General features: G+C 51.6%; 20 protein-coding genes. 9 read left to right on the top strand and 11 right to left on the bottom strand.

All coding sequences use genetic code 11. The features are described from left to right. Window positions 1-252: 252 nt before the first annotated feature. The 6 genes from PQG83_RS20765 (at window position 253) to PQG83_RS20740 (ending at window position 5,942) form a co-directional block, all read left to right on the top strand. Entirely contained in the window at window positions 253-1,116 is an 864-nt protein-coding gene (locus tag PQG83_RS20765; RefSeq protein ID WP_312745231.1) for a universal stress protein, read from the top strand. A gap of 234 nt (window positions 1,117-1,350) precedes the next feature. Next, entirely contained in the window at window positions 1,351-1,806 is a 456-nt protein-coding gene (locus PQG83_RS20760; RefSeq protein WP_312745229.1) for an Hsp20/alpha crystallin family protein, read from the top strand. 120 nt (window positions 1,807-1,926) lie between these two features. Further along, complete coding sequence (locus PQG83_RS20755) at window positions 1,927-2,352, top strand: cupredoxin domain-containing protein (protein ID WP_312745226.1); 426 nt, start codon at window positions 1,927-1,929, stop codon at window positions 2,350-2,352. A gap of 106 nt (window positions 2,353-2,458) precedes the next feature. Beyond that, window positions 2,459-3,421 carry a universal stress protein gene (locus PQG83_RS20750; RefSeq protein WP_312745223.1) on the top strand — a complete coding sequence of 321 codons (963 nt, stop codon included), beginning with the start codon at window positions 2,459-2,461 and terminating at the stop codon, window positions 3,419-3,421. 17 nt (window positions 3,422-3,438) lie between these two features. Continuing rightward, window positions 3,439-4,806 (top strand): hypothetical protein, encoded by a 1,368-nt coding sequence (locus PQG83_RS20745; RefSeq protein ID WP_312745220.1) that lies wholly within the window; start codon window positions 3,439-3,441, stop codon window positions 4,804-4,806. A 14-nt stretch (window positions 4,807-4,820) separates the two neighbouring features. Continuing rightward, a complete protein-coding gene (locus PQG83_RS20740) occupies window positions 4,821-5,942 on the top strand; it encodes a 4Fe-4S dicluster domain-containing protein (protein ID WP_312745217.1) in 1,122 nt (373 codons plus the stop codon). 51 nt (window positions 5,943-5,993) lie between these two features. Here the strand turns inward: PQG83_RS20740 and PQG83_RS20735 are convergent, their stop codons facing one another. The 6 genes from PQG83_RS20735 to PQG83_RS20710 all read right to left on the bottom strand — a co-directional run bounded on the left by PQG83_RS20735 (window position 5,994) and on the right by PQG83_RS20710 (window position 11,347). After that, entirely contained in the window at window positions 5,994-6,281 is a 288-nt protein-coding gene (locus PQG83_RS20735; protein WP_312745214.1) for an encapsulin-associated ferritin-like protein, read from the bottom strand. A gap of 313 nt (window positions 6,282-6,594) precedes the next feature. Next, window positions 6,595-7,068 carry a hypothetical protein gene (locus PQG83_RS20730; RefSeq protein ID WP_312745212.1) on the bottom strand — a complete coding sequence of 158 codons (474 nt, stop codon included), beginning with the start codon at window positions 7,066-7,068 and terminating at the stop codon, window positions 6,595-6,597. A gap of 236 nt (window positions 7,069-7,304) precedes the next feature. After that, window positions 7,305-7,607 (bottom strand): cupin domain-containing protein, encoded by a 303-nt coding sequence (locus tag PQG83_RS20725; protein WP_312745210.1) that lies wholly within the window; start codon window positions 7,605-7,607, stop codon window positions 7,305-7,307. A gap of 10 nt (window positions 7,608-7,617) precedes the next feature. Continuing rightward, entirely contained in the window at window positions 7,618-8,079 is a 462-nt protein-coding gene (locus tag PQG83_RS20720; RefSeq protein ID WP_312745208.1) for a DUF4385 domain-containing protein, read from the bottom strand. Window positions 8,080-8,173: 94 nt separating this feature from the next. After that, window positions 8,174-10,498, bottom strand: coding sequence for a 4-alpha-glucanotransferase (malQ, locus tag PQG83_RS20715; RefSeq protein WP_312745206.1), 2,325 nt, complete (start codon window positions 10,496-10,498; stop codon window positions 8,174-8,176). Between the two features lie 159 nt (window positions 10,499-10,657). Further along, window positions 10,658-11,347 (bottom strand): type 1 glutamine amidotransferase domain-containing protein, encoded by a 690-nt coding sequence (locus tag PQG83_RS20710; RefSeq protein ID WP_312745203.1) that lies wholly within the window; start codon window positions 11,345-11,347, stop codon window positions 10,658-10,660. A gap of 347 nt (window positions 11,348-11,694) precedes the next feature. Between PQG83_RS20710 and PQG83_RS20705 the strand changes: the two genes are divergently transcribed. From PQG83_RS20705 to PQG83_RS20695, 3 genes are all read left to right on the top strand, one after another. Then, complete coding sequence (locus PQG83_RS20705; protein ID WP_312745201.1) at window positions 11,695-12,555, top strand: FAD/NAD(P)-binding protein; 861 nt, start codon at window positions 11,695-11,697, stop codon at window positions 12,553-12,555. Between the two features lie 266 nt (window positions 12,556-12,821). Continuing rightward, the gene (locus PQG83_RS20700) at window positions 12,822-13,658 is read left to right on the top strand and encodes an NADH-quinone oxidoreductase subunit B family protein (protein WP_312745199.1); all 837 of its coding nucleotides are present in this window, start codon (window positions 12,822-12,824) and stop codon (window positions 13,656-13,658) included. Continuing rightward, window positions 13,642-14,958: a Ni/Fe hydrogenase subunit alpha gene (locus PQG83_RS20695; protein ID WP_312745198.1), complete on the top strand. Its 1,317-nt coding sequence runs from the start codon at window positions 13,642-13,644 to the stop codon at window positions 14,956-14,958. Before PQG83_RS20700 ends, PQG83_RS20695 begins: the two co-directional genes overlap by 17 nt. 391 nt (window positions 14,959-15,349) lie before the next feature. On the opposite strand, the gene PQG83_RS20690 is transcribed toward PQG83_RS20695, so the two are convergent. The 5 genes from PQG83_RS20690 to porA all read right to left on the bottom strand — a co-directional run bounded on the left by PQG83_RS20690 (window position 15,350) and on the right by porA (window position 21,456). Beyond that, window positions 15,350-16,033 carry a S16 family serine protease gene (locus PQG83_RS20690; RefSeq protein ID WP_312745196.1) on the bottom strand — a complete coding sequence of 228 codons (684 nt, stop codon included), beginning with the start codon at window positions 16,031-16,033 and terminating at the stop codon, window positions 15,350-15,352. Window positions 16,034-16,578: 545 nt separating this feature from the next. Then, on the bottom strand, window positions 16,579-17,445 hold the full coding sequence (locus PQG83_RS20685; RefSeq protein ID WP_312745193.1) for a universal stress protein: 867 nt from the start codon (window positions 17,443-17,445) through the stop codon (window positions 16,579-16,581). Between the two features lie 111 nt (window positions 17,446-17,556). Then, window positions 17,557-19,188: an NAD(P)-binding protein gene (locus PQG83_RS20680; protein ID WP_376753618.1), complete on the bottom strand. Its 1,632-nt coding sequence runs from the start codon at window positions 19,186-19,188 to the stop codon at window positions 17,557-17,559. Further along, window positions 19,188-20,183: a thiamine pyrophosphate-dependent enzyme gene (locus tag PQG83_RS20675; protein WP_312745188.1), complete on the bottom strand. Its 996-nt coding sequence runs from the start codon at window positions 20,181-20,183 to the stop codon at window positions 19,188-19,190. Before PQG83_RS20675 ends, PQG83_RS20680 begins: the two co-directional genes overlap by 1 nt. Window positions 20,184-20,202: 19 nt before the next feature. After that, the gene (gene porA / locus PQG83_RS20670) at window positions 20,203-21,456 is read right to left on the bottom strand and encodes a pyruvate ferredoxin oxidoreductase (RefSeq protein WP_312745185.1); all 1,254 of its coding nucleotides are present in this window, start codon (window positions 21,454-21,456) and stop codon (window positions 20,203-20,205) included. Window positions 21,457-21,470: the final 14 nt, after the last annotated feature.

The following is a 21,470-nucleotide window of genomic DNA, read 5'->3' as shown; positions in this document are numbered from 1 at the left end:
ATCACTACTGTAGCAATTTGCGCCATTTGGTCCAACTCAAGCTATGCTACGTGGCCACATTAGTAAATCAGCGATGCCTGCTAACCCACATACTTTCATCACCGCGATCCCTTCTCTTGGTACCAGACTACACATTAGAAAATCAGGGAAAAGCAGGCCTCTATGATGATTACGTGGTATCACGGTGGCATTCCTCTTGCTGTCTCTCAACTCAAGTAGGATTCGGAGCACAACATTGAAAAGGGAGATCCCATGAGAATTGTGGTTCCAGTTGATGGTTCATCCTGTTCCACTTCTTCTGTTCATACTCTTGCACATTTTACGCCGCCTGAAGAATTGACGCTGGTTCATGCTCTCCACCTTCCCGATTTCAACTACCCCATGATTACGCCGGATCTCCGAACCGAGGCCCAGGAAGCAATCAAAGACCAATTGAGAAAAGAAGGGGAGAAAATTCTCGATGAGGCGCAGAAACACCTGCCTGCTGATTTCTCCCATGTGCAGCAGGTCCATCAAATTGGACATCCGGTCGACGTGATTGTGGAAACAGCACGATCCGCACAATCCCACCTGATCGTGTTGGGAGCCAGGGGTCTTGGCCCAATCAAAGAACTGATCCTCGGGAGCGTGTCTCATCGGGTCCTGATGCATGGCTCGTGTTCAACCATGATCGTCAAAACCCCTATGAGTCAGTTAAAAAAGATTCTTCTCCCCATTGAGGGTCAAGAAGACGCAGAAGCGGCGTTACAGTTTTTAGCGCTCCAACCTTTCCGGCAACCGGTTGAGGTGGAGGTGTTTGCCGTCTGGCCACAACCCCAACTGTCATGGCCAACCACAATTGGACAATCGGACCGACTGGAAGCTCACGCCATAGAAGAGGCCCAGGAACGCATGAAAACCATCACTGACCGGCTCACCCGGATGAATTTCGCGTGTCAAGCGCATGTCGGGATTGGCGATCCCGCCTATGCCATCCTGGAACAACGCCACGCCTCCCAATCCGACCTGATCATGATGGGTATGCATGGCCGGGGAGGGTTCTCCCGGTTTTTGATGGGGAGCGTTTCGCATTCCGTATTACACCAGACCCCATGCCCGGTATTGATTGTCCGGTAAGCTTTCAGCAGTAGGAGGACCGGACTCCTCTTTCCTGTTGATGACATCTGCTACAGATCTCATCGCTTTGAATGAGGCGCTTTGCCACGAAGGCTGGAGAACAGTGGGGTATTTTATAGCTTTTCCCTCAGATTCCGTCGCCTTTCTTTTTGGACTGTTGGCATATCCATTGCTGTCTATCAGGTGTAGATATGATCCATATTTTTCTTCCAGGGTAAAAAAGGAGGTTACGAGATGAGTGCCATCACAAATTGGGATCCCTTACGAGAATTGGATGAGTTACAGGGTCGGCTTTCAACCTTGTTTGGCCGGGCACCGGTCAGAAAAGAAGGGGAACGTCAAGAAGCGTTGCGCGTCGCCGAATGGGCTCCCCTGGTAGACATCACGGAAGACACAAAAGAATACCTGGTCAAAGCCGAGCTTCCCGAGGTCAAAAAGGATGAAATTAAAATCAGTGTACAAAACGATGTGTTAGTCCTTTCCGGTGAACGAAAGTATGAGAAGGAAGAGAAGGACAAAAAGTACCACCGGATCGAGCGGGCCTATGGGAGTTTTTCCCGAAGTTTCACCATCCCCGAAGATGCCGATCCCGAGAAAGTGTCGGCGGAATTCAAGGAAGGGGTGTTGCACGTCCATTTACCGAAAAGCGACCGGGCAAAACCGAAAAGTATTGCTGTAAAAGTTTCATGAGTGGGCAGGTTCCCCCTTCTGAATTGAAAGGGGAACCCGGGTGCTTTCTCATGACAAGACGGTCAGTAGCAACAAGTCGAGGGCGATAAGTCACTTCAACGCAAGGGAGATCATCCACACATGCACATCCTTCGAAAATGCCTATTTCGCAGGGCTTGGGCTCTGTCCATGGGATTCTTTCTCCTAGGAGGTATATCCTCGCCCAGCGCGCAGCCCATACAAGAAGTGATCGTGACCATTGAGGGATACACCTTTCAAACCACACAAATGCCTCTTCAACTGGACACAGAGACCATTATCTACATCACAAACAACGATACGGTACGCCATGATTTTGGATCCGACATATTCCTCAATACTTTGACCCATGTCGATAGCAATGGCGTCATAACCTATGGAAAAGGCGTGGAAGGCGTCCTTCTTGAGCCCGGCCAGGAAGCCTCAATCCGTTTGATGCTCAACCACTCGGGTCGATTCCAATTTCAATGTTCGATCCATAAGGAGATGAAAGGGGAAATTCTCCTCCTGACCGTGGACGCCGTGTAAGCGGCAACCTCTGAATTCTCTACGGGTTGTGGTCGGGTGCCCGAGCAATTAGAATTTCTGAGAGTGCTCTCTGGCTTTCACCCTCAGGCGAAAGGCTCATACCGTTATGGTCAAGATCGTCACCCATATCCTGCTTCCTACCGATTTTTCACCAAGCTCCACTCCTGCCTTTCGATATGCGGTGGAGTGGGCAAAAGTCTTTGAAGCGCAACTGACCATTCTTCATGTCCATTCCCTGCAACCGGGGCTGGATATCGACGCCGGAGTCGCCCAACAATTCCTGGATGAACAACGCAAGGTGGCTCGGGAAGAGTTGGACACACTCGTGGCCGAGGCTCGGCAACAAGTCCCGCGCGCATCCATGGAGTTGCTGGCAGGTCTCCCTTCTGAATGCATTTGCGAGGTCGCACGGGAGAAAAAATGCGATTTAATTATGATGGGAACACACGGGTGGACGGGATTCAATCGAGTCTTATTCGGGAGCGTGGCGGAACGGGTGATTCAACGAGCCCCATGTCCGGTTCTGTCCATTCCTCACCGGGAATCAGAGGATATCTCCGCGATGCATCCCTTGCAAATCCTCCCGCGCCAAATCGTTCTGCCTTTAGAATTCTCCGATTGCTCCATGGATGCCTATGAATACGCGGTCCAAATTGCCAAATGGTTTGATGTGCCTCTGACCCTGGTCCACGCCATTGAACCATTGTCTTACAGTTTGGACTTCACCCTGACTCATCCGCTTCAAGAAAAAACCAACCGGGATAAAGTCGAAAAGCGATTGGCTGACCTCACCGCCGTCCTGTCCGAACAGGGTCTATCCGCCCAATATGAGTTACTCGATAAGCCAACCGTGGATGGCATCCTGGAAACCAGTGCCATTCAGCAAGCCGATCTTATTATCATGGGTAGCCATGGCCGAAAAGGACTGACCCGGATGATCCTGGGAAGCACAGCCTATAAGGTACTCGAACAAAGTCCCTATCCCGTCCTCACGATTAAAAGTCCGAAATTCGAAGGAGGACATCATCCATCGCACGCCAATGACAAGACCACATCCTCTCAGGCCTAAGCCCTGAACGTGGGACCATGGCAGACAAACACTCTCACCCCATGGCCGGATCGGAAAAAGGCCTTCGAAGTCTGTTAACCCGATTGGAGCATCAATCGCTCCAACCGGATTTTCAGATACAGCGACAACTGGCCCTAAGCCACGCCCTTCAGCCCTATTTCCATCCACTCATGGTTCCGCCCTTGGTTCCCTTGCCGGAAGAAGAGGACCTGGCCAGGTGGTTCGTCTATGCCGATTATTTGCCGACTGACGGCCATGCTTCTCTCATCGAGCAGGTGCGAGACCTGGTCACGGAACATGTTCCGCAAGAGGAACGAGTCTGGCTGGATTCCTTGCGACATTCCTATATGGATCTGCTCGAGGTGCAAGGACTGGAACAGGGGAATCAGTCTACTCAAACCCGTCTGCAATCGTTGGGAGACCAACAGATATTTGATGTTGTCCCTCACACGAGTCCGGTTCCATACAAAGTTGGACAGGTCCTGCTCACCCGGCTTCTTCGGGGATTGGCCGACATCCGCCTACCTGGGCCCCCACTCATCCTTTCCTCCAGCATGGGAAAAGCCGTCTTCGAATTAACCAATGAGACGCGACGGGAAATCGAGATTGGCACGGGCAATTTTGCCCTTTCAGAATGGGCAGAATTCGCCAAGAGCTTCGGATATATGATCATGTGGAGTGTCGCTAAAGTGCGACGAGGAGCCTGGGCGGTCGTTGACTCACAGATTGACTATCAGAATACCCAAGGCGAAACATTTCTCTATGCCATCGCCCTGTATGAACACCATGACTTCCGCGCAATGGCTGAAGGACTTCGTAAGCTTGATCAATTCACTCCCGGGCAAGAACACGCCGACAGGCCGACGTCAACGGCTTCACAAACCAATATCTTAACGTGGGTATGGCTCCCACCACAGGACCCATCAGATGCCGGAGCATGCCCTGTCGCACGCCTCACCTTGACACCCACACAATTATTTGTCGAAACCGATTCTGCAGACCGGCTGGATACCGTCAAGCACCAACTGGCCGCAGCCTTTGGCTTCTTACTGCACTTCCAGGGGGAGACCACCGCTCCCCCTCAACATCGGACTCCTGAAGTGGATCTCTTATCAGACAGCTACATCGTTCCCCCCACCATTGTCCCCAAAGAAGAAGAGCAACAGATCCTCGAGTCCTTGCTTGAAACCGTCTATTTGGAATGGGCAGAAAGGCCTTCGCCGCTTCTAAAAGGAGAAAGCCCTCGGCATTTCTGCTCTGCGCAACAGGACACAAAGGAGGTGGCAGCCATCATTGATCACATGGAACAACATGATCTGGGTCTGCGACGCACAGGCCAATCCGCGTATAATTTCAACATTCTCCGTGGTCACATTGGGCTGTAAGTTATAAGGCAATCATGACCCACGAATCTTTTAAACCTTCTCCGCCTGGACTCTTACACCGCCAGGATTTTTCTCATCTCATTCGCATTCTCCAGAACCTTGGCTATCGGATTCTTGGTCCGGTCCTCTTCAACGGCACGATTCAATGGGGAGAAATTACCCGGGGAGAAGACCTCCCGATCGGGTGGAAAGACCACCAACGCCCAGGAAGTTATCGACTGGAACCAGACTCCAATCCCCGGTATTTTAATATCGTTCACGGCCCACAATCTCTCAAGCCACTGGTGTTTACTCCACGAGAAACCCTGTTAGTCCTGGACCGCAACGGAAAAACATTTTGTGCCAAAGAGACCGTTCCTGAGATACCACGAACCGCCGTGCTGGGAGTACGAGCGTGCGATCTTGCAGGACTCGGCATTCAAGATCAGATTTTCCTGAACGGTTCCTATCCTGATCCCTACTACCAACAGCGACGGAACAATCTCCTCCTCATCGCCGTCAACTGCACGAGGGCGCTGGAAACGTGCTTTTGCGCGTCAATGGGGACCGGACCAAAAGCCCAGGAAGGGTACGATCTCAGCCTGACCGAAGCCGATGAAGATTTTCTGATTCAAGCCGGAAGCCCCACCGGACTGGAAGTTTTGGAACACCTTGCGTGCGGTGTGGCCTCTGAAGCGCGGATTCAGCAGGACGAAGAACGGATAGCCGCCTGCGCAGCCAGCCAGACGAAGACACTTCCACATGCTTCGTTACCACATGGCTTATATGAGGCTCACAATCACGCCAGATGGGACGAGGTCGCCGCACGCTGCCTGGCCTGCACCAACTGTACGATGGTCTGCCCCACCTGTTTTTGTCATGGGGTGGAGGAAACTCCGTCCCTGGACCACCAACAATCGGAACATGCTCGAGTCTGGGATTCGTGTTTCACGTCGGATCACGGCTACATCCACGGGAAAAACTTCCGACCCACCACCAAAGACCGCTACCGCATGTGGCTGACTCACAAATTAGGGTCATGGATCGACCAATTCGGCATGTCGGGATGCGTCGGTTGTGGACGCTGCATCACCTGGTGTCCGGTGGGCATTGACCTCACCGAGGAGGTCCACGTCCTCTGCCAGCCACCAGAATAAGCCAAACGGCACTGAATCCTGGCAGAGGTCGATTCGATCGACATTGTGCGGTTATGTATGCGCGATGGGTTTCTCCGTAAACAGATAGTCCTTCAAATGCTTCGAAAATGAAGGATCCTTGCGTCGAATCCATTCAAGCACCATCGACGCATGTTCCTTCTCCTCGTCTCGATTGTGCGCAAGAATGGCTTTGAGGTCCGCGTCTTTGCACGCATTCGCGCGCTGATTGTACCAATCAACCGCCTCCAGTTCTTCCATCAACGAAAAGATGGCTCGATGCATGTCACGTGTTTCATGGGACAATTCCTCAATGGGTTCGTGATAGCCGACACTCGCCATATTGTTCTCCTATGTTGTGTGAAGTGAATGAATACTGCGTACAACAACTCTAACCGGAAAAGATATTGGAAAGGGGACCTGAACCTTTGCCCAATGATCCGATTCCAGGCACCAGAATTTTTGAGATGGCCATGACCACTCAATTATCACAAGTTGATCATGCAGCCTTCAGGATGGCTACGTTGACGACATTCCCACGTTATCGACACCAATGAATACAGAAGGAATCCACTATTCACATGACGATATCCCAATACGTGCGTCTCCTCCACATATACATTTCCTCGGCCCTCGCAAATCGGTGATCGCCTCCTCAGGCCTTTGCGGACTTACCGATTTGCACTTCCAATGAACACACTCCACCGGGACACCCGGATGCAGGTTTGCCTCGCAGAGTGACATCAAGATTAGGAGGAACACTGAAGGTCCTGACGACTTCCTGAAATGTCAGAGGCGAGTCCCGGTTCCATGGAAGCAAGGAAAGACTGCGTGCCAACAGACAGTACCCGGTACAACACAGGATCAATGTGCCAATAGCCGGAACCCAATAGAGAAATCGAAGTGGCGGCAGATACAGCACGACGAGGAGAAGCAGATACGCGAGACGAAGTTGCGCAGGAAAAGACGAGGCATTTTCTTCGCGAGCAAAAAAGACCAAGGCTTGGATGGTGGAAATGAGGATTGCCAGAAAGAAGTAAATCGGATCAACGAGCAAGCCGGCCAGCAAGCAACCGGCGAGGCACAACCAGATCCACCAGGTGTAATCGGACAGACGGATAAATCGCATCGCAGCTCATAGGATAGGACATATGGAAAAAAATGTAAAAACTTAAATTTCACCACCCAGTCGTTGAAGGAACAAATAATGTTTTGATTAAACCTTAATCATCTGGCCATCCTGAGCCGGCGGCGAAGGGTCTGATCCCAATAGAATGCCCTCGCCTCCCAGAACGTCTGTGTGTCATAAACCATTTATCACTTCGCAAACAAGGGCTACCGGATGGCATTCGAACTTTCATGCTCTCAATCATATCCATACAGCCATGTGGTCGTCGCATGATAAATATTTTTTACCGAATGACAGGCTTCTTTCGGAATGAATACCTCATCTCCGGGTTCCGCGATAATCTCTTCACCCTCAATGGTCATTCGCAATTTTCCTTCCACAACGGTGACCAGTTCGTTGGTCGAATGAACGAAATCATTCCACTCCCGCCCGGGAGGATCGACAAACACATCGCACGAATACCCCCGCTGACTCCATGACTGAGCCACCTCCTGGCGAGTAAGTGGGAGAGAAAACTTTTTACAGGTAAAATATTCCAAGTCCCTATCCTCAGAGCTCCTGTTTGAAATACCTATCTTTGTGCCTCTGCTTCAGTTTCAAATATTCCTTATTTTCTTTGGCTTTCTTCCACTTCTGGTAAAAGATTTTAGCTGATTCAGCCTTCTCTTCATCTTCTACAACCGGCAGGATTTCCCTGCTCTGTTGAGTATACTTACGGCCTGATTTGTGGTTGGCATATCTTCTCGACCTCGTATACCCCATCTGCAAGTATTTACGTGCCATATCCATTCCGACAAAGTCGCCCTTGGCCTTGTATGCGAGAAATAACTTGTAAATCCAGTTAGCCGACCTGCGAGCCATCTGGGGGGTTTTAAATTTCCAGTGGGGTAATATCTCGCTCTTATAGGGTTCAACCAGAAGGACTCCCTGCTCTCCTTTTCCGATACGATACAGTTCCGGATGCTTTCTGAAATCAACGGCGTCGAAATCCAGTGTGTAATCGAATGACATGGACTTACCGGAGTCTACACTGGATTCTCGAGACTTCGTTCCCCCAGGTACCGCCTTGAATTCCTTACCCCTTTTTGACGACGCTCTCTGAACCTTAGGAATGCCGAGACGGCGACCTGGTTGTTTTAGATTGCTTATTCTTAGCCGATTGGGGTCGTTTTCGTTCACGATTGATGACCCTCACCAACTTGGCAATGTCCGGCGAATCTCGCCATTCGTGCAAATCAGATCCTTGGGAACCGGCTTTCATCCTCCAGACCGGATAGGCACGAGAAGGTGCCCCCGGGATATTAGGTGTGTCTGTATCCCCAAGGAGATCTTCCAGGGATATCGCTAAGAGAAAGCTCGGGGTTCTAGCTAAATAGGCATACACGGCTTGCTGCAATTCAGAGGTGAAGGAAGGGAGGGATTGTGGTGTTCCGGAATGGGGACCGGCCAACAATCCTTCTTTTCTGAGGGCTTGCAGTAATAATCTTTTTTCGTGGTTACGTGCACGCCATTCTTTCCCTCTAGCTGTCGAGTCAGTATAGACATTCAATTGTGTTTTCCAGTGAATATCCCGACCTTCCCAATACCCCTTCAATGTCGGTAAATCATGGGTGGAGACCGCAACCATAGCAGATTTTTTATACCGGTGCGGTGGGATAAAATTCCCTTTCCTGGATTTTTCAAATAATAAAAGCCGGTAGCTCAGCAAACCAGAGAGACTGAGGGTTGCTCTAATGTGAGGGGTAATTGTTCCCAGATCTTCTCCAACAATGGTGGTCTGAGACTTATGACTCTCCAAAGCCAGAATCGCTAATAACGCCTCGGCGGGATAATGAATATAGGCGCCTTCGGAGGGCGACTTTCCTCGCGGAATCCAGAACAATCGGAACAGCCCCATGGCATGATCAATACGCAATAAGCCGCCGCCGTTCATCATGGCCTGAAACGTTTTGACAAAGACCTCATAGCCTTGTTGATGGAGATGTTCGGGGGAAAGCGGCACCAGGTTCCAATTCTGGCCTTTGGGAGAGAAAATTTCCGGTGGGGTCCCAATGGATGCCTGCGTCACCAATTGATTCTGGAAGGCCCAGGCTTCATAGCCATTGGGATCGATCCCTACGGCGAGATCTTGATAGAGGCCAACGGGCATACGCAGGCGACGCGCAGTTTTTCTCACTTCCTCAAGCTGGTCCTGACATATCCATTCAAGGTATCGAAAAAAATTGATGCGTGTAGCATGTTTGCGGGAAAACCTTTGCACCTGAGGAGAGAGCGGGTCTCTGAATTCTTTCGGCCAATTCTGCCAACTTTTTGCCTTTTTCTTGGGAGAACGGGTACGCGAAAAAATTTCACCTAATACCTGAAAACAGGCAAAGTGTTCGAGATTGCTTCCTTGCTGTTGAATAAATCGCAGAAAGGCCAATCCCCGGCGTGACCGGGGAACCAGATGGTTTTTGAGAAACTGACGATACAGGATTTCGAAATGTTTATATTTGATGGCCTGCACCGAATCGTAATCAACCGTCGGAGATGCTCGAAGGGCGCTCAACGTGTTCTGAAAGACTCGGCTTTTGACGCGTCGCTGGGCAACCGGGCTTTCATCATGTTCGGGAATTCGCTCAATATCCAAATATAAGGGATTGTGAAACATCCGGCTTGAAGGGGAATAGGGACTAATTTCACCCGGCAGCAACGCATGGAGAGGATTGACGCCAACCATGGCTGCGCCTAAATCGTTCCCTGCCCACTGAACTAAATCATTCAGGTCACCGAAATCACCGATTCCCCAATTCCGTTTAGTCCGTACACCATAAAGTTGAACGGTCAATCCCCAGAGACCACGGCCCTGCTTATAAGAGGGCGGGGCATATGCGCTGTCTGGAGTGACGATGACACGCGAAGTTTCATGTGCCCGGAACGAAGGAGAGGTGATTGACAATTGGAGCGTATAATATCCCAGCGGCAACTGGCGGGGAAAAGGAAGACTGACACGCAGATAGTGCCGCCCGTTGATTTTTTTTCGGGCAAGGATCTTTATCGAAGTTCCACTGGCCTGATGGGTTGCTCGAAACTTGTTTTCTCCCCGGATGGTCCAGTCGAGGTGTAAGGAAGAAAGTGATTCCGGTCCTAGAGGAATGTGCAACCTCCATCCTGAGGACAATTTCGATTGAGGAATGACGAACGTTTCTTCAAGAGGTTTTGTCCATTCACTGGCCTTCGACGCCAAAACCGATTTCCGGACGTGTTGGGGTGTGTGGGCGGAAACACCCATTAGACGAAGGAGGCCTCGCAAACTTTCATCAGGCACCACTCTCCGATTGCCGCTTTCGTCGCGAAAGACGGGCTGAATCCCATGACGCCGTGCTAATTGATGCAAGAGAGAAACAGAAGATTTCTTTTGTGAAGTTTGGGTAGCCGGTAATTGTCCCATCCTGGTCCTTGGCTGAATTTGAGGAAAGTCTATTTGAGAAGTTATCAGAAACTAAACAGGATAGGCAGGTAAAGGTATATTTAACTATTTATCTATATGAATATAGGAACAGTAAGAAATTTGACCAAAATAAGAACCCACCAGGTTCATATTTCCTGATTAGGCACTTTTTCGAATGGCCGCTATCAGGAGATCAGCAACAGCACCACCCGATGCCGGATTCTGTCCGGTGATGAGTCTGGAATCTTCCAGCGCAAACGGCCCCCACGGCTTATCGGATTTTTTATATATGGCCCCTCGCTTAACCAATTCAGTCTCTGTCAGCAATGGCACGACCTTGTCGAGTTCCACCAGCTTTTCTTCTTCGTTGGAAAAGCCGGTGACGTTTTTGTTCTTAATGAGTACCGTTCCATCCGATAAGCGAATGTTCAGCAAACCGAGAGCGCCGTGACACACTGAGGAAACGAGTCCACCATTCTCATAAATCTTCCGGCTGAGGGTCTGTAATGTTTCATTCTCAGGGAAATCCCAGATCACCCCATGACCGCCGGTATAGTAGATCGCCACGTAATCATCTGAATTAACATTGGTTGCTTGTCGCGTGGTCCCGAGGCGATTCATAAATTCTTTTTTCTGGTACCATTCCCAATCCGTCGCATCTGCCTGCGCAAGACTATGCGGGTCAATCGGAGTATAGCCTCCTTTTGGGCTGACATAATCGACTTCATAGCCAGCCTCTTGAACTTTCTTCACGAAGTGTACGGCCTCACCCAACCATAATCCGGTCGCACGATTTAAATTTGGATATTTCGCCACGCTGGTAAGAACTACTAGGATTTTCTTGCTCATAACGCCCCCTCCCTGCTTCGTGCAGAGTTGAATATTTTTCTAACAATTTGTTTTTACTCTAAAACTTTAGGGGAACAGAAAAAGTCCTTTTAAAGGTTTCACAAATATAACTATCTTCTGAACTTGGTTTAAAAATTTTTAATCTCGATGCTTAACTAGCAGTTCCTCAAAAATTTGGCTTTGATCTTGCTGCTCTTTAAATAGAAATCTTAAATGCTTAGCCATTGAGGAAAAATGCCACACTACCATGAATTCTTCATTGGGAGAAATGAGAATTAAAGTGATTGTTGCTTCATTTTGTTAGGGTAACCCATTGCGTGACTAAACTTCTCCTATCTGGAGCGACAGTGTCATACCAAAAATGCCAAACCATGCCTCATAATCCCTACCTCATACATCCGGCTGTGATCGTGGACAGGAAACAGGAGTCCACCGACATTGTCACCTTTCGACTGCAACTCACCGACCCTGATCACCGGAAGTCATTCCGCTTTGAGGCCGGGCAGTTCAACATGCTCTATGTGTTTGGTGTAGGGGAGGTAGCCATTTCCATAGTCTCGGACCCTGGCGAGCCGGAATTTCTGGACCACACCATTCGTGTGGTGGGACGGATCACGCAGGTACTGGGCGCGATGCAAGTAGGTGAAAGTGTGGGTGTTCGTGGGCCCTTCGGCATTGGATGGCCCATGAAGGAAGCGCAAGGAAAGGACGTGGTTATCGTCACCGGCGGATTGGGTTGTGCCCCCGTGGTGGGAGCCATTGAATTTATGTTCCGCAGGCGGGAGGAGTATGGCGCCATGACCATTCTTCACGGGGTCAAAACCCCCCACGACTTGCTCTATCGGGAACGCTTCGATGCCTGGCGCCACCAACCCCGCACGCAGGTGCTGCTGACCAGCGATGAACCCGGCAAAACCTGGCATAGCCATGTGGGCGTGGTCACCGAATTGTTTGACCAACTGCAGTTGGACCCTGACAATACGCTGGTCATGATGTGCGGACCGGAGATCATGATGCGGATTGCCTGTCATACCCTCTCGCATCAAGGTCTGCGCCCTGACGCCATGTATGTGTCGTTGGAGCGGCATATGGAATGCGGCATCGGACTCTGCGGGCATTGTCAGCTCGGGCCGTTCTTTGTCTGTAAGGACGGGCCCGTCATGCGATTAGACCGGGTGGTGCCGCATTTCGGAAAAGTGGGTGTGTAGGAGAAACTCAAAACCAGATTTCCTCCCCTTTGTAAGGGGAGGATTGAGGTGAGGTAGAATTGTCAAAGGGAAAATCCGTCGCAATAGGAGAACATCTTTCAGCCTGGGAAACTCTACCTCCCCTCGCCCCTCCCAAAGGAGGGGAACGAGAATAAATGGATTCCCGATGAAAAAAGTCGGGAATGACGCAGAAAAAGAATAAACTTCTTTCTCTGCTGTGGGTGTTCAAAAATGGGATTTTCCCTGTTTAATAGCCGGTGATGAATATGAACCGAACAACTACCCCAACTCAGAATCCTTCCACCAGGCCCCGCCCCCGGATTGCGGTGGTGAAATTTGCTTCTTGTGACGGATGCCAGCTAAGCATCCTGAATATGGAGGACGATTTGCTGGCGTTGGGAGAGGCCCTCGACATCGCCTATTTTCCCGAAGCCTCCAGCAATTTGCAGCCTGGCCCGTATGATATTACATTCGTTGAAGGCTCCATTACCTGTCCTGAAGATCTTTCTCGAGTTCTCGATCTCCGGCAACAGACAACCATCTTGATCACCATCGGTGCCTGTGCGACTTCCGGCGGCATTCAGGCTCTTCGGAACTGGGGCGATGTGGAAGCCTTTAAGCAAACGGTATATCCCAGCCCCGAATACATTCACAGCCTAAGCACATCGACTCCTATTTCCGAACACGTCAAGGTGGACTATGAATTGTGGGGATGCCCGATTGATAAGCCACAACTCCTTCGAGTGCTCACCGATTTGCTGAGAGGCGTCACTCCCAGCATTCCCGCACACAGTGTATGCCTGGACTGTAAACGCCAGGGACATGTCTGCGTCCTGGTCGCAAAGGGACTGCCCTGTCTTGGACCGGTGACGCGTACCGGGTGCGGGGCCATCTGCCCCGCTATGGGCCGGGAGTGTTATGGGTGCTTTGGCCCGGCCGAACAGGAATCAGTGATTCCCGGAGTGCCCCCAAATACGGGATCTCTAGCCAAACAATTTCATGAGCATCTGCAACTCATTCCCCTGGAGATGGTTCGCCGTTTTCGAGGAATCAACGGATCGGTTCAGCCGTTCCGGAAGGAAAGCGATGCCTGGGACTCCTGACAAATCAAGAACCATCAAAATCGACATGATGGCCAGGGTAGAAGGGGAAGGGGCCCTTCACATCACCGTCCAGGATGGTCAGGTCCGGGATGTCCAACTCCGGATTTTTGAACCTCCACGATTTTTTGAAGCCTTCCTTCAGGGACGTCACGTCACCGAAGTGCCCGATATTGTGGCCCGTATTTGCGGTATCTGTCCTGTGGCTTATCAAATGAGTGCAGTCCATGCCATGGAACAAATCTTCCATGTGCAGATGCCACAAAGCCTTCGCGACTTACGTCGACTGCTCTATTGCGGGGAATGGATTGAAAGTCATGTTCTGCATATTTATATGCTCCAGGGTCCGGATTTCTTAGGATTCGACAGTGGGTTTGAAATGGCTCGTTCCCATCCAGACCTTGTGAAGCGAGGGCTTCGAATGAAAAAAGCGGGCAATGATCTGTTAACGCTGTTAGGGGGACGATCGGTGCATCCGGTTTCCGTGAAGATTGGCGGATTCTCCCAAGTGCCGACCAGGAATGCCTTACATGGGCTGAAGGACGAATTCCTTTGGGCCAGAGATGCCGCTGCGGAAACGCTTCGATGGGTGAGCGGGTTTGAGTTTCAAGATCCCGAACAGGCTTATACCTTCCTCGCCCTCCGGGGACCTTCTGAATATCCGATGAATGAAGGCGACGTCGTCACCAATCGAGGGCTCCGCATGGCCGCATCGGAGTTTGAACATCATTTCCATGAAGAACAAGTACCCTATTCCAATGCCCTCCACTGCACGTTGAATGGACAATCTTATCTCACAGGGCCGTTAGCCCGGCTCGCTCTCAACCAGGACCAGCTTTCGTTGTTGGCCAAAGACGTCTTACAGAGCACGGGATTGGTTCTCCCTTTCAACCGCGCGTCCATGGGTATCGTGGCACGATCGGTGGAAGTGCTCTATGCCTTTGACGAGGCCCTTCGACTCATTGACCAGTATGAGCGACCAACTGCTCCGGACGTTCCAGTGACACTCCGCGCAGGAACCGGTATGGCCGCGACCGAAGCCCCGCGAGGGCTTTTATATCATCGTTATGAGGTCAAGGCTGATGGAACCATTCGCCTCGCCAAGATTGTGCCGCCAACCTCCCAAAATCAACGCCGCATGGAGGACGATCTTCGAAACCTTCTGCCAGACATCCTTCATCTCAACGATCAGGAAACGGCGATGAAATGCGAAGAACTGATTCGCAGTTATGATCCCTGCATCTCCTGCGCAACACATTTTTTAACACTGACCAAAGAAAACCTCCCTCCGGCGATGTCCTAATTCTCATAAAGAATTGCTGAAGAGAATTCGCAAGGGGAAGGACCAAATCAAGCGATAGGGTTCCGGCCTGTGGGCGAAATTCAATAAGACTTTCCACACTGTGGAGATCATTTCATGGAGTGTTGAATAAAACCAATTTCCAAGGGCATATTGCCCCAGAGGCACGTGGCATATTAGGGTCTCGGGGCGGTTCAAAAAAGTTCGTCCAGTAAGGCCGCAGTCATTTTTGCGCGCAGAGCGTACTTCCAGTACGTGAGCACGGAAAAATGGGGAGAACGCCGCTGGCGGCTTTTTTCAACAGCCCCTTTCATTGAGTTTTGCGGCAAGGAACCAGGGTCTTAGGCCGGAATCCATCGTACCCGGCAACTGCAGGAAAACTGAACGGTAGGTCTTAAGGAAGGGTCGCCAAATGATGTCCGGTCAGCCCGAAGTAGGCTTCATCGACCGTCCCAACAGGGGAGACCTGCATCAAAAACGGGGTACGCCAATCTCCATCCCGTACATCATACTCGCTGGGAACTAACACACGCTCAAAGTGATTTTCGTAAGCAGCTAAGATTTTGAGTTGAAGCCCTCCCACCGCTCCGATCGATCCTCCTTCCGTGATCGTTCCGGTGAGGGCCCGTCCTTCCAGGAGATGATCTCCCTTGATCATGGACACCACGCTCAGGCCCACCATGGCCGAAAGGCTTTCCCCATAGACCGTGAGTCCGGTATAGGGAAATTTCAGGAGGACAGTCCAGGATTCCGACGGAAGATTGGCAGCAGCCAGCGCCCGAGTGATGGCTGCATGGATCGACTGACGGGCAAACAACGAAAAATTTCCTGGTTCGGTATGAAATTGGATTTGAAGGCCGTTATGATCCTGACGTTCATAGACATCAATCACCACCTGGCTCACCATGCCCACCGGCCTGAATTGTTTGTTGAGAGATGTCCCCAGGATGGGAATGATCAGATGCGGAATCTGATGAACAGACGGACTAGCCCCAAGACTATTGGCACATACCACATTAAGGGTTAAGACTAACCCCAGAAGCATTGAGACCTTCTTCCTGTCCGCTTTATTAATCATGTATTGATATCCTTTTAAACAAAAGAGGAAATACCTCTCCTTTTTATACTTACCTTATTATAACGGACAATCTAGTTTTTTGTCGCCTGTCAGCTTCTGAGCGCCCCGAAGGGTCCACCAGCGTATAGGGCCCCCTGATATTTTTCCAGCACCCTCATATGGTGGGCCGGAATGCCCCAAATACACAAATATTTAAAAGAACTTAATATCCCAGCAGATTCTTCAGGAATGTGGCCTGAACAGGCCGAAAAATTTGGCGGGACCGGGGAGCCAATTTCCAGTCTACCACTCCAAAGGGACCAGATCGACCTCTTCGGGGAGTGCAGCCGGACAGGGTGCACAATCGACAAAAAATGTGTCGCCAGCGGATGCAGGAGGACGTGCCACTGAAATCGAGATTGCCTTTACTGGCAGGGGCTGGGACACCAAAACACCAGATAGAGAAAAACTAACACACCTATCGCAATTGCACCAAAAAGGTACCAGGTTTTATGCATACAGCCTCGGAAACGGATTATTTGTCCAGATTGATCCTTTAAACCGAGTCATTCTCGCACAAACAAAATTGAAGAATCAGTGTGATGCACCACGGAATGGGAGACGCTCCCCAAAAGAAAGCGACTCACGCCGGATCGGCTATGTGTCCGCATCAGGATCACATCAGCACCATATTTGTTCGCTTCCTCAATGATCGTGGGTGAGGGTGCCCCGACCACAACAACCCCTTTGGCCTCATGCCCCATCTGCTTCAATTCCGCGCTGAGCCCGTTCGTAAATTTCTCCCCATAGGCGATCATCTCTTTTCGAAATTCCGGAGAAATCATCGCCCCCATCGGCCAGACCGGTTCTGAAAACGGAATGACATGCAGAACGGTCGCAGTAATCGGCTCTCGGAACGGCTTCTTTTTCAAAAACCCCACGACCATTTTGCCGTCTTCCTGACTTTCAACAGGAATTAATACCTGCTGGATCTTGCGAGTGGGCTTCTTAATAATCAGGGTTGAACACGACGCATGCGTCATCACACGATGCGAAACGCTCCCCAACATTTGCTCTCGAATCTGACCAATACCCCTGGCGCCCATTACCACGAGATCGATTCCCTTTTCCTTGACCATGGTAAGAATGACTTCGGCAGGAGTCCCCATTTCCAGTCGTCTCATGACCGATCCCGGATGAAGAGGCAGGAGGGACAATGCCTGCTCAATGATGCGTTCGCCTTCTTCCCTCATCGCTTTGTCCACCGCCAACCTCAAATCTTTTGCGATCCCCGCCCCGATGGACGGATAGGGGATACCCGGCACATTCACCACATGTAACACCATCAGGCTCTCCGCCGGGCTCAGCGCTTCCAACGCACGTATCGCATCAACCGATTGATCCGATCCATCAACTGCTAGTAGGTATTTCATACGTCGTCTCCCGGGTGTGACACATCCTTTGTGCCGTGTGTATGGCTGTCAAATAACTCTTCGTACCTGTTCAAACTACTAAATTCCATTGTGTGCACCAATGTCCTGTTCCTATCTGACTTCCTTAACCATATCGATGGCGCCGCATGGACATTCTTCCGCGCACACACCACAACCCTTGCAATAGTCATAATTCACTTCATATCGTCGACCGGGGCCTAATTTGATAATGGCGTTGTCCGGACACACGCCATAACAGGTATCGCACTCAAAGCAATTTCCGCAAGAGAGACAGCGTCGGGCTTCGAGCAAGGCCGTGTCCGTATCCAAACCGCCGACCACCTCTTCAAAGCTGGCGCGACGCCTGGCTAGATCCAGGTAGGGCTGCCGACTCTTATCCGCATCGGTGTAATACCAGGTATTGAGCCGGTCATACGTCGCAACGGTATTGGACGATGATTTCCGATACTCACTTCCGCAGAGATACGCATCAATATGCCGTGCCGCTTTTTTCCCATGGCCCGTGGCCACCGTCACCGTACGCTCTGCAGGAACCATATCTCCCCCGGCAAACACTCCCGCACGTCCGGTCATCATTGAGGCATCGACTTGAATCACCCCATCGGACGAAATATCCAATCCCGGCACATTCTCTAAAAACCCGGTATCCACTTCCTGGCCCACCGCCAGAATAACCGTGTCGGCTTCCAAGGTCTCAATCCGCCCGGTGGGTTGAGGGCGCCCCTGCTCATCCAATGTCATCTCTTCAACCGTCAACGTCGTATTGTCCACTTGTCTGATGGTATGCAGCCATCGTGTCAGCACCCCCTCCTCCAAGGCTTCTTCCACTTCAAAATCATGGGCGGGCATATGCCCGCGATCACGCCGATAAATCAGGATCGTTTCCTCGGCACCCAGGCGCTTGGCGGTTCGCGCGGCATCAATAGCCGTATCACCTCCACCATAGACGACGACCCGCCGACCGATCTTGGGAACAGTCTGGCCATCCATTCCTTTCAGAAATCCCAAGGCATCGATCATCCGGCCGGCATCCCGGCCGGGAATATCAACCCGTTTACTCAGATGAGCCCCAATGGCCAGAAACACGGCATCGAATCCGCCCTCTTGGATGGTCCTTTCTAAATGATCAACCTTTTGATTCAGATGGATCGAAACGCCCATGGCGTCAATTCTTGCAATTTCGGCGTCCAGGACATTCCGTGGCAGACGGTATTGTGGAATCCCGAACCGCATCATACCCCCCGGCTTCGGCCCCGCTTCAATGATTGTTACCGTATGTCCCAAACGGGCGAGATGATACGCAGCAGAAAGCCCGCTCGGTCCCGCGCCGACGACCAGGACCCGCCTTCCGGTTGCCACGCCCGCCTCCACCTGCCAACCCTGCTCAATCGCGTAATCGCCTAAAAATCGCTCAACGGCATGAATGCTCACGGGCTCATCGAGCTGGCCCCGATTACAGGCCGTTTCACACGGGTGATAACACACCCGACCATGAATCGCCGGGAAAGGATTCTCTTCCATAATTTTTCGCCAGGCCTGCTCATATTTCCCTTCCTCCGCCTCATACAACCAGCCTTGAATATTTTCGCCAGCCGGGCAACCCTGATTGCAGGGCGGAAGGTGATCAACATAGATCGGACGCATAGACCGCCAGTTTCCCGTATGATTGGCCAGGCTTGAAGCGGGGTTCAAAGTAATGGCAAAGGGCTTCTGTTCCATCATCATGCCTTTACAGGAAGTAGCTGATACCGGTGAATATTTGCATCTGCCATCGCCTGAATCGCGGCAAGAGCACGCTCGTCCCGTGGATGCAAAAGATGTTTGAACCGACCTTGGAGATCGAGGTATTGCTCGACAGGTACTTGTTTTCTAATAGGTGTTCGATCGATCATCTCGCCCCCTTCGGCTTCAATCAAGGGAAAGAGGCCACTTTCCACCGCCAGGCGGGCGACCTTGATCGTGTGCGCAGGATCGGACTTCCAGCCTAGCGGACAGGGCACATGGATATGAATATACCGTGCGCCCCTGAAGTTCATCGCCTTCGTCACTTTGGCTTCCAGATCATGGAGATCGGCCACCGAGGCCGTGGCCACATAGGGAATACCGTGGGCCATCGCAATGCGTGGCAGATTTTTTCCAATGCCCATGGGGTTGCCGGGGTCGGTTCCCACGGCCTGCGTGGTATTGGTCCAGGCTCGTGGCGGGGTGGATCCCGAACGCTGCACTCCCGTGTTCATGTAGGCCTCGTTGTCGTAACAGACATACAACACGTCATCATTGCGTTCGAACATTCCCGACAAACACCCGAACCCGATATCAACCGTCGCACCATCTCCCCCCTGGGCGATGACTCGGATATCCGTCCTGCCTTTGGCCCGCAGGGCTGCCGCCACGCCGCTTGCCACCGCCGGTGCATTCCCGAACAACGAATGCAGCCAGGGAATCTGCCAGGCACTTTCCGGATAGGGACTGGAGAAGACCTCCAAACAGCCGGTGGCATTCACCGCAACCATCTGCTGATGCGTGGCGCGCATCACCGCATCAAGGGCATAGCGGGCGCCCAGCGCTTCACCGCACCCCTGGCAGGCGCGATGGCCGGAATTGAGTGAATTCGTTCGATCCATCCCCGCTTGGACTGTGCGATCGGATTCATCCAGTAACCGGTTGCCAACCGTGAAGGTTCCCGTTTGATAAAATTTCACTCGTTGATAGGACATACCGGCCTCACGACTAAAATTAAATGGGCGATGCACCGGGAGCACCGATTTCCCGGAGAATATTTTCTGCGGTGGGTCCCGAACGCCGCTGCGCCTGTTGTCTGGTCAATTCCCGATTAATGGCGTCCCAATTCAGATCGAGGAAATGAGGTTCCTCCAAACCCTCCAGGCATGCTTGCTTCACGGTATCAATGACCGAGGCTGTAGGAATCGGGCGACCTCCAAGTCCGGCGATCACCGTATCCACGATAGTTGGTAATCCCCGCAGTGCCATCTTCACATCGCTGGACACGATGCCACCCTTTCCCACCGCCAGGTCTTTTTCAAAAACAATGATCCGCTTGGCATCCTGAACAACATGGCGAAGAGCATGGGAGGGGAAGGGACGAAATGCACAGAGCGCAATAGAACCGACCGGCCATCCGTCTTTCCGCAAGTCATCCACCGCGTCTTTTATCGTACCGTTCACCGATCCCAGTGCCAGCAGAATCGTTTCCGCCTCATCCGTGTGATAGGTCTTCAACAGTCCACCGGACCGACGCTGAAAAATATCCTCAAAAGCCCGAGCGAGGCGTGGGATCGCCTCTAATGCTCGCAGATGCTTGTCATGCGCGAGGTACCGTACCTCGGCAAAAGCTTCCGGTCCGACCATCGCGCCGATGGACACCGGATCTTGCGGGTCTAGCACTTGAACGGGTTCAAACGCCGGCAGATACGCATCCACCTGCTCTTGCGTAGGAAGATCCACCACCTCATAGGCATGAGTGAGAATATAGCCATCCATGCAGACCATCACCGGGCAACTGAGTTCCTCAGCCAGGCGAAACGCTTGAATATGAAGATCGACAGCTTCTTGATTATCTTCCGCAAACAATTGAATCCAGCCGGCATCCCGCATAGACATGCTATCCGAATGATCGTTCCAGATATTGATCGGCGCGCCGAGGGCGCGATTGGCAATGGTCATGACAATGGGGAGCCCCAACCCTGCTGCGTTATAGACCGCTTCCGCCATGAATAACAGCCCCTGGCTCGTCGTCGCGGTATAGGTTCGCGCGCCCATGGCCGAGGCGCCGATCAGCACGCTTAGGGCGCCGAACTCCGATTCGACATTCAGGAATTGGCAATTGCCGATTTCTCCGGCTTTCACCTTGCGTGAAAGAGTTTCGACAATATGGGTTTGAGGAGAGATCGGATAACAGGCCATCACTTCAGGCCGACACAACGCGACGGCATGGGCCACGGCTTGAGATCCTTCAATGTGTTGTTTCATGGTCGTCCATTGAT

It is taken from the genome of Candidatus Nitrospira neomarina (assembly GCF_032051675.1).
In the GTDB taxonomy this organism is placed as follows: Bacteria; Nitrospirota; Nitrospiria; order Nitrospirales; family UBA8639; genus Nitrospira_E; species Nitrospira_E neomarina.
This window is presented reverse-complemented; position numbering and strand designations above follow the sequence as displayed.

What these genes read in the sequence shown, in the direction of transcription:
- porA (WP_312745185.1), bottom strand. Translation starts at nt 21,456, where the DNA reads ATGAAACAACACATTGAAGGATCTCAAGCCGTGGCCCATGCCGTCGCG.
- PQG83_RS20760 (WP_312745229.1), top strand. Translation starts at nt 1,351, where the DNA reads ATGAGTGCCATCACAAATTGGGATCCCTTACGAGAATTGGATGAGTTA.
- PQG83_RS20690 (WP_312745196.1), bottom strand. Translation starts at nt 16,033, where the DNA reads ATGATTAATAAAGCGGACAGGAAGAAGGTCTCAATGCTTCTGGGGTTA.
- PQG83_RS20755 (WP_312745226.1), top strand. Translation starts at nt 1,927, where the DNA reads ATGCACATCCTTCGAAAATGCCTATTTCGCAGGGCTTGGGCTCTGTCC.
- PQG83_RS20680 (WP_376753618.1), bottom strand. Translation starts at nt 19,188, where the DNA reads ATGATGGAACAGAAGCCCTTTGCCATTACTTTGAACCCCGCTTCAAGC.
- PQG83_RS20700 (WP_312745199.1), top strand. Translation starts at nt 12,822, where the DNA reads ATGAACCGAACAACTACCCCAACTCAGAATCCTTCCACCAGGCCCCGC.
- PQG83_RS20720 (WP_312745208.1), bottom strand. Translation starts at nt 8,079, where the DNA reads ATGTCATTCGATTACACACTGGATTTCGACGCCGTTGATTTCAGAAAG.
- PQG83_RS20695 (WP_312745198.1), top strand. Translation starts at nt 13,642, where the DNA reads ATGCCTGGGACTCCTGACAAATCAAGAACCATCAAAATCGACATGATG.
- malQ (WP_312745206.1), bottom strand. Translation starts at nt 10,498, where the DNA reads ATGGGACAATTACCGGCTACCCAAACTTCACAAAAGAAATCTTCTGTT.
- PQG83_RS20685 (WP_312745193.1), bottom strand. Translation starts at nt 17,445, where the DNA reads ATGAAATACCTACTAGCAGTTGATGGATCGGATCAATCGGTTGATGCG.
- PQG83_RS20750 (WP_312745223.1), top strand. Translation starts at nt 2,459, where the DNA reads ATGGTCAAGATCGTCACCCATATCCTGCTTCCTACCGATTTTTCACCA.
- PQG83_RS20710 (WP_312745203.1), bottom strand. Translation starts at nt 11,347, where the DNA reads ATGAGCAAGAAAATCCTAGTAGTTCTTACCAGCGTGGCGAAATATCCA.
- PQG83_RS20745 (WP_312745220.1), top strand. Translation starts at nt 3,439, where the DNA reads ATGGCAGACAAACACTCTCACCCCATGGCCGGATCGGAAAAAGGCCTT.
- PQG83_RS20675 (WP_312745188.1), bottom strand. Translation starts at nt 20,183, where the DNA reads ATGTCCTATCAACGAGTGAAATTTTATCAAACGGGAACCTTCACGGTT.
- PQG83_RS20730 (WP_312745212.1), bottom strand. Translation starts at nt 7,068, where the DNA reads ATGCGATTTATCCGTCTGTCCGATTACACCTGGTGGATCTGGTTGTGC.
- PQG83_RS20765 (WP_312745231.1), top strand. Translation starts at nt 253, where the DNA reads ATGAGAATTGTGGTTCCAGTTGATGGTTCATCCTGTTCCACTTCTTCT.
- PQG83_RS20735 (WP_312745214.1), bottom strand. Translation starts at nt 6,281, where the DNA reads ATGGCGAGTGTCGGCTATCACGAACCCATTGAGGAATTGTCCCATGAA.
- PQG83_RS20740 (WP_312745217.1), top strand. Translation starts at nt 4,821, where the DNA reads ATGACCCACGAATCTTTTAAACCTTCTCCGCCTGGACTCTTACACCGC.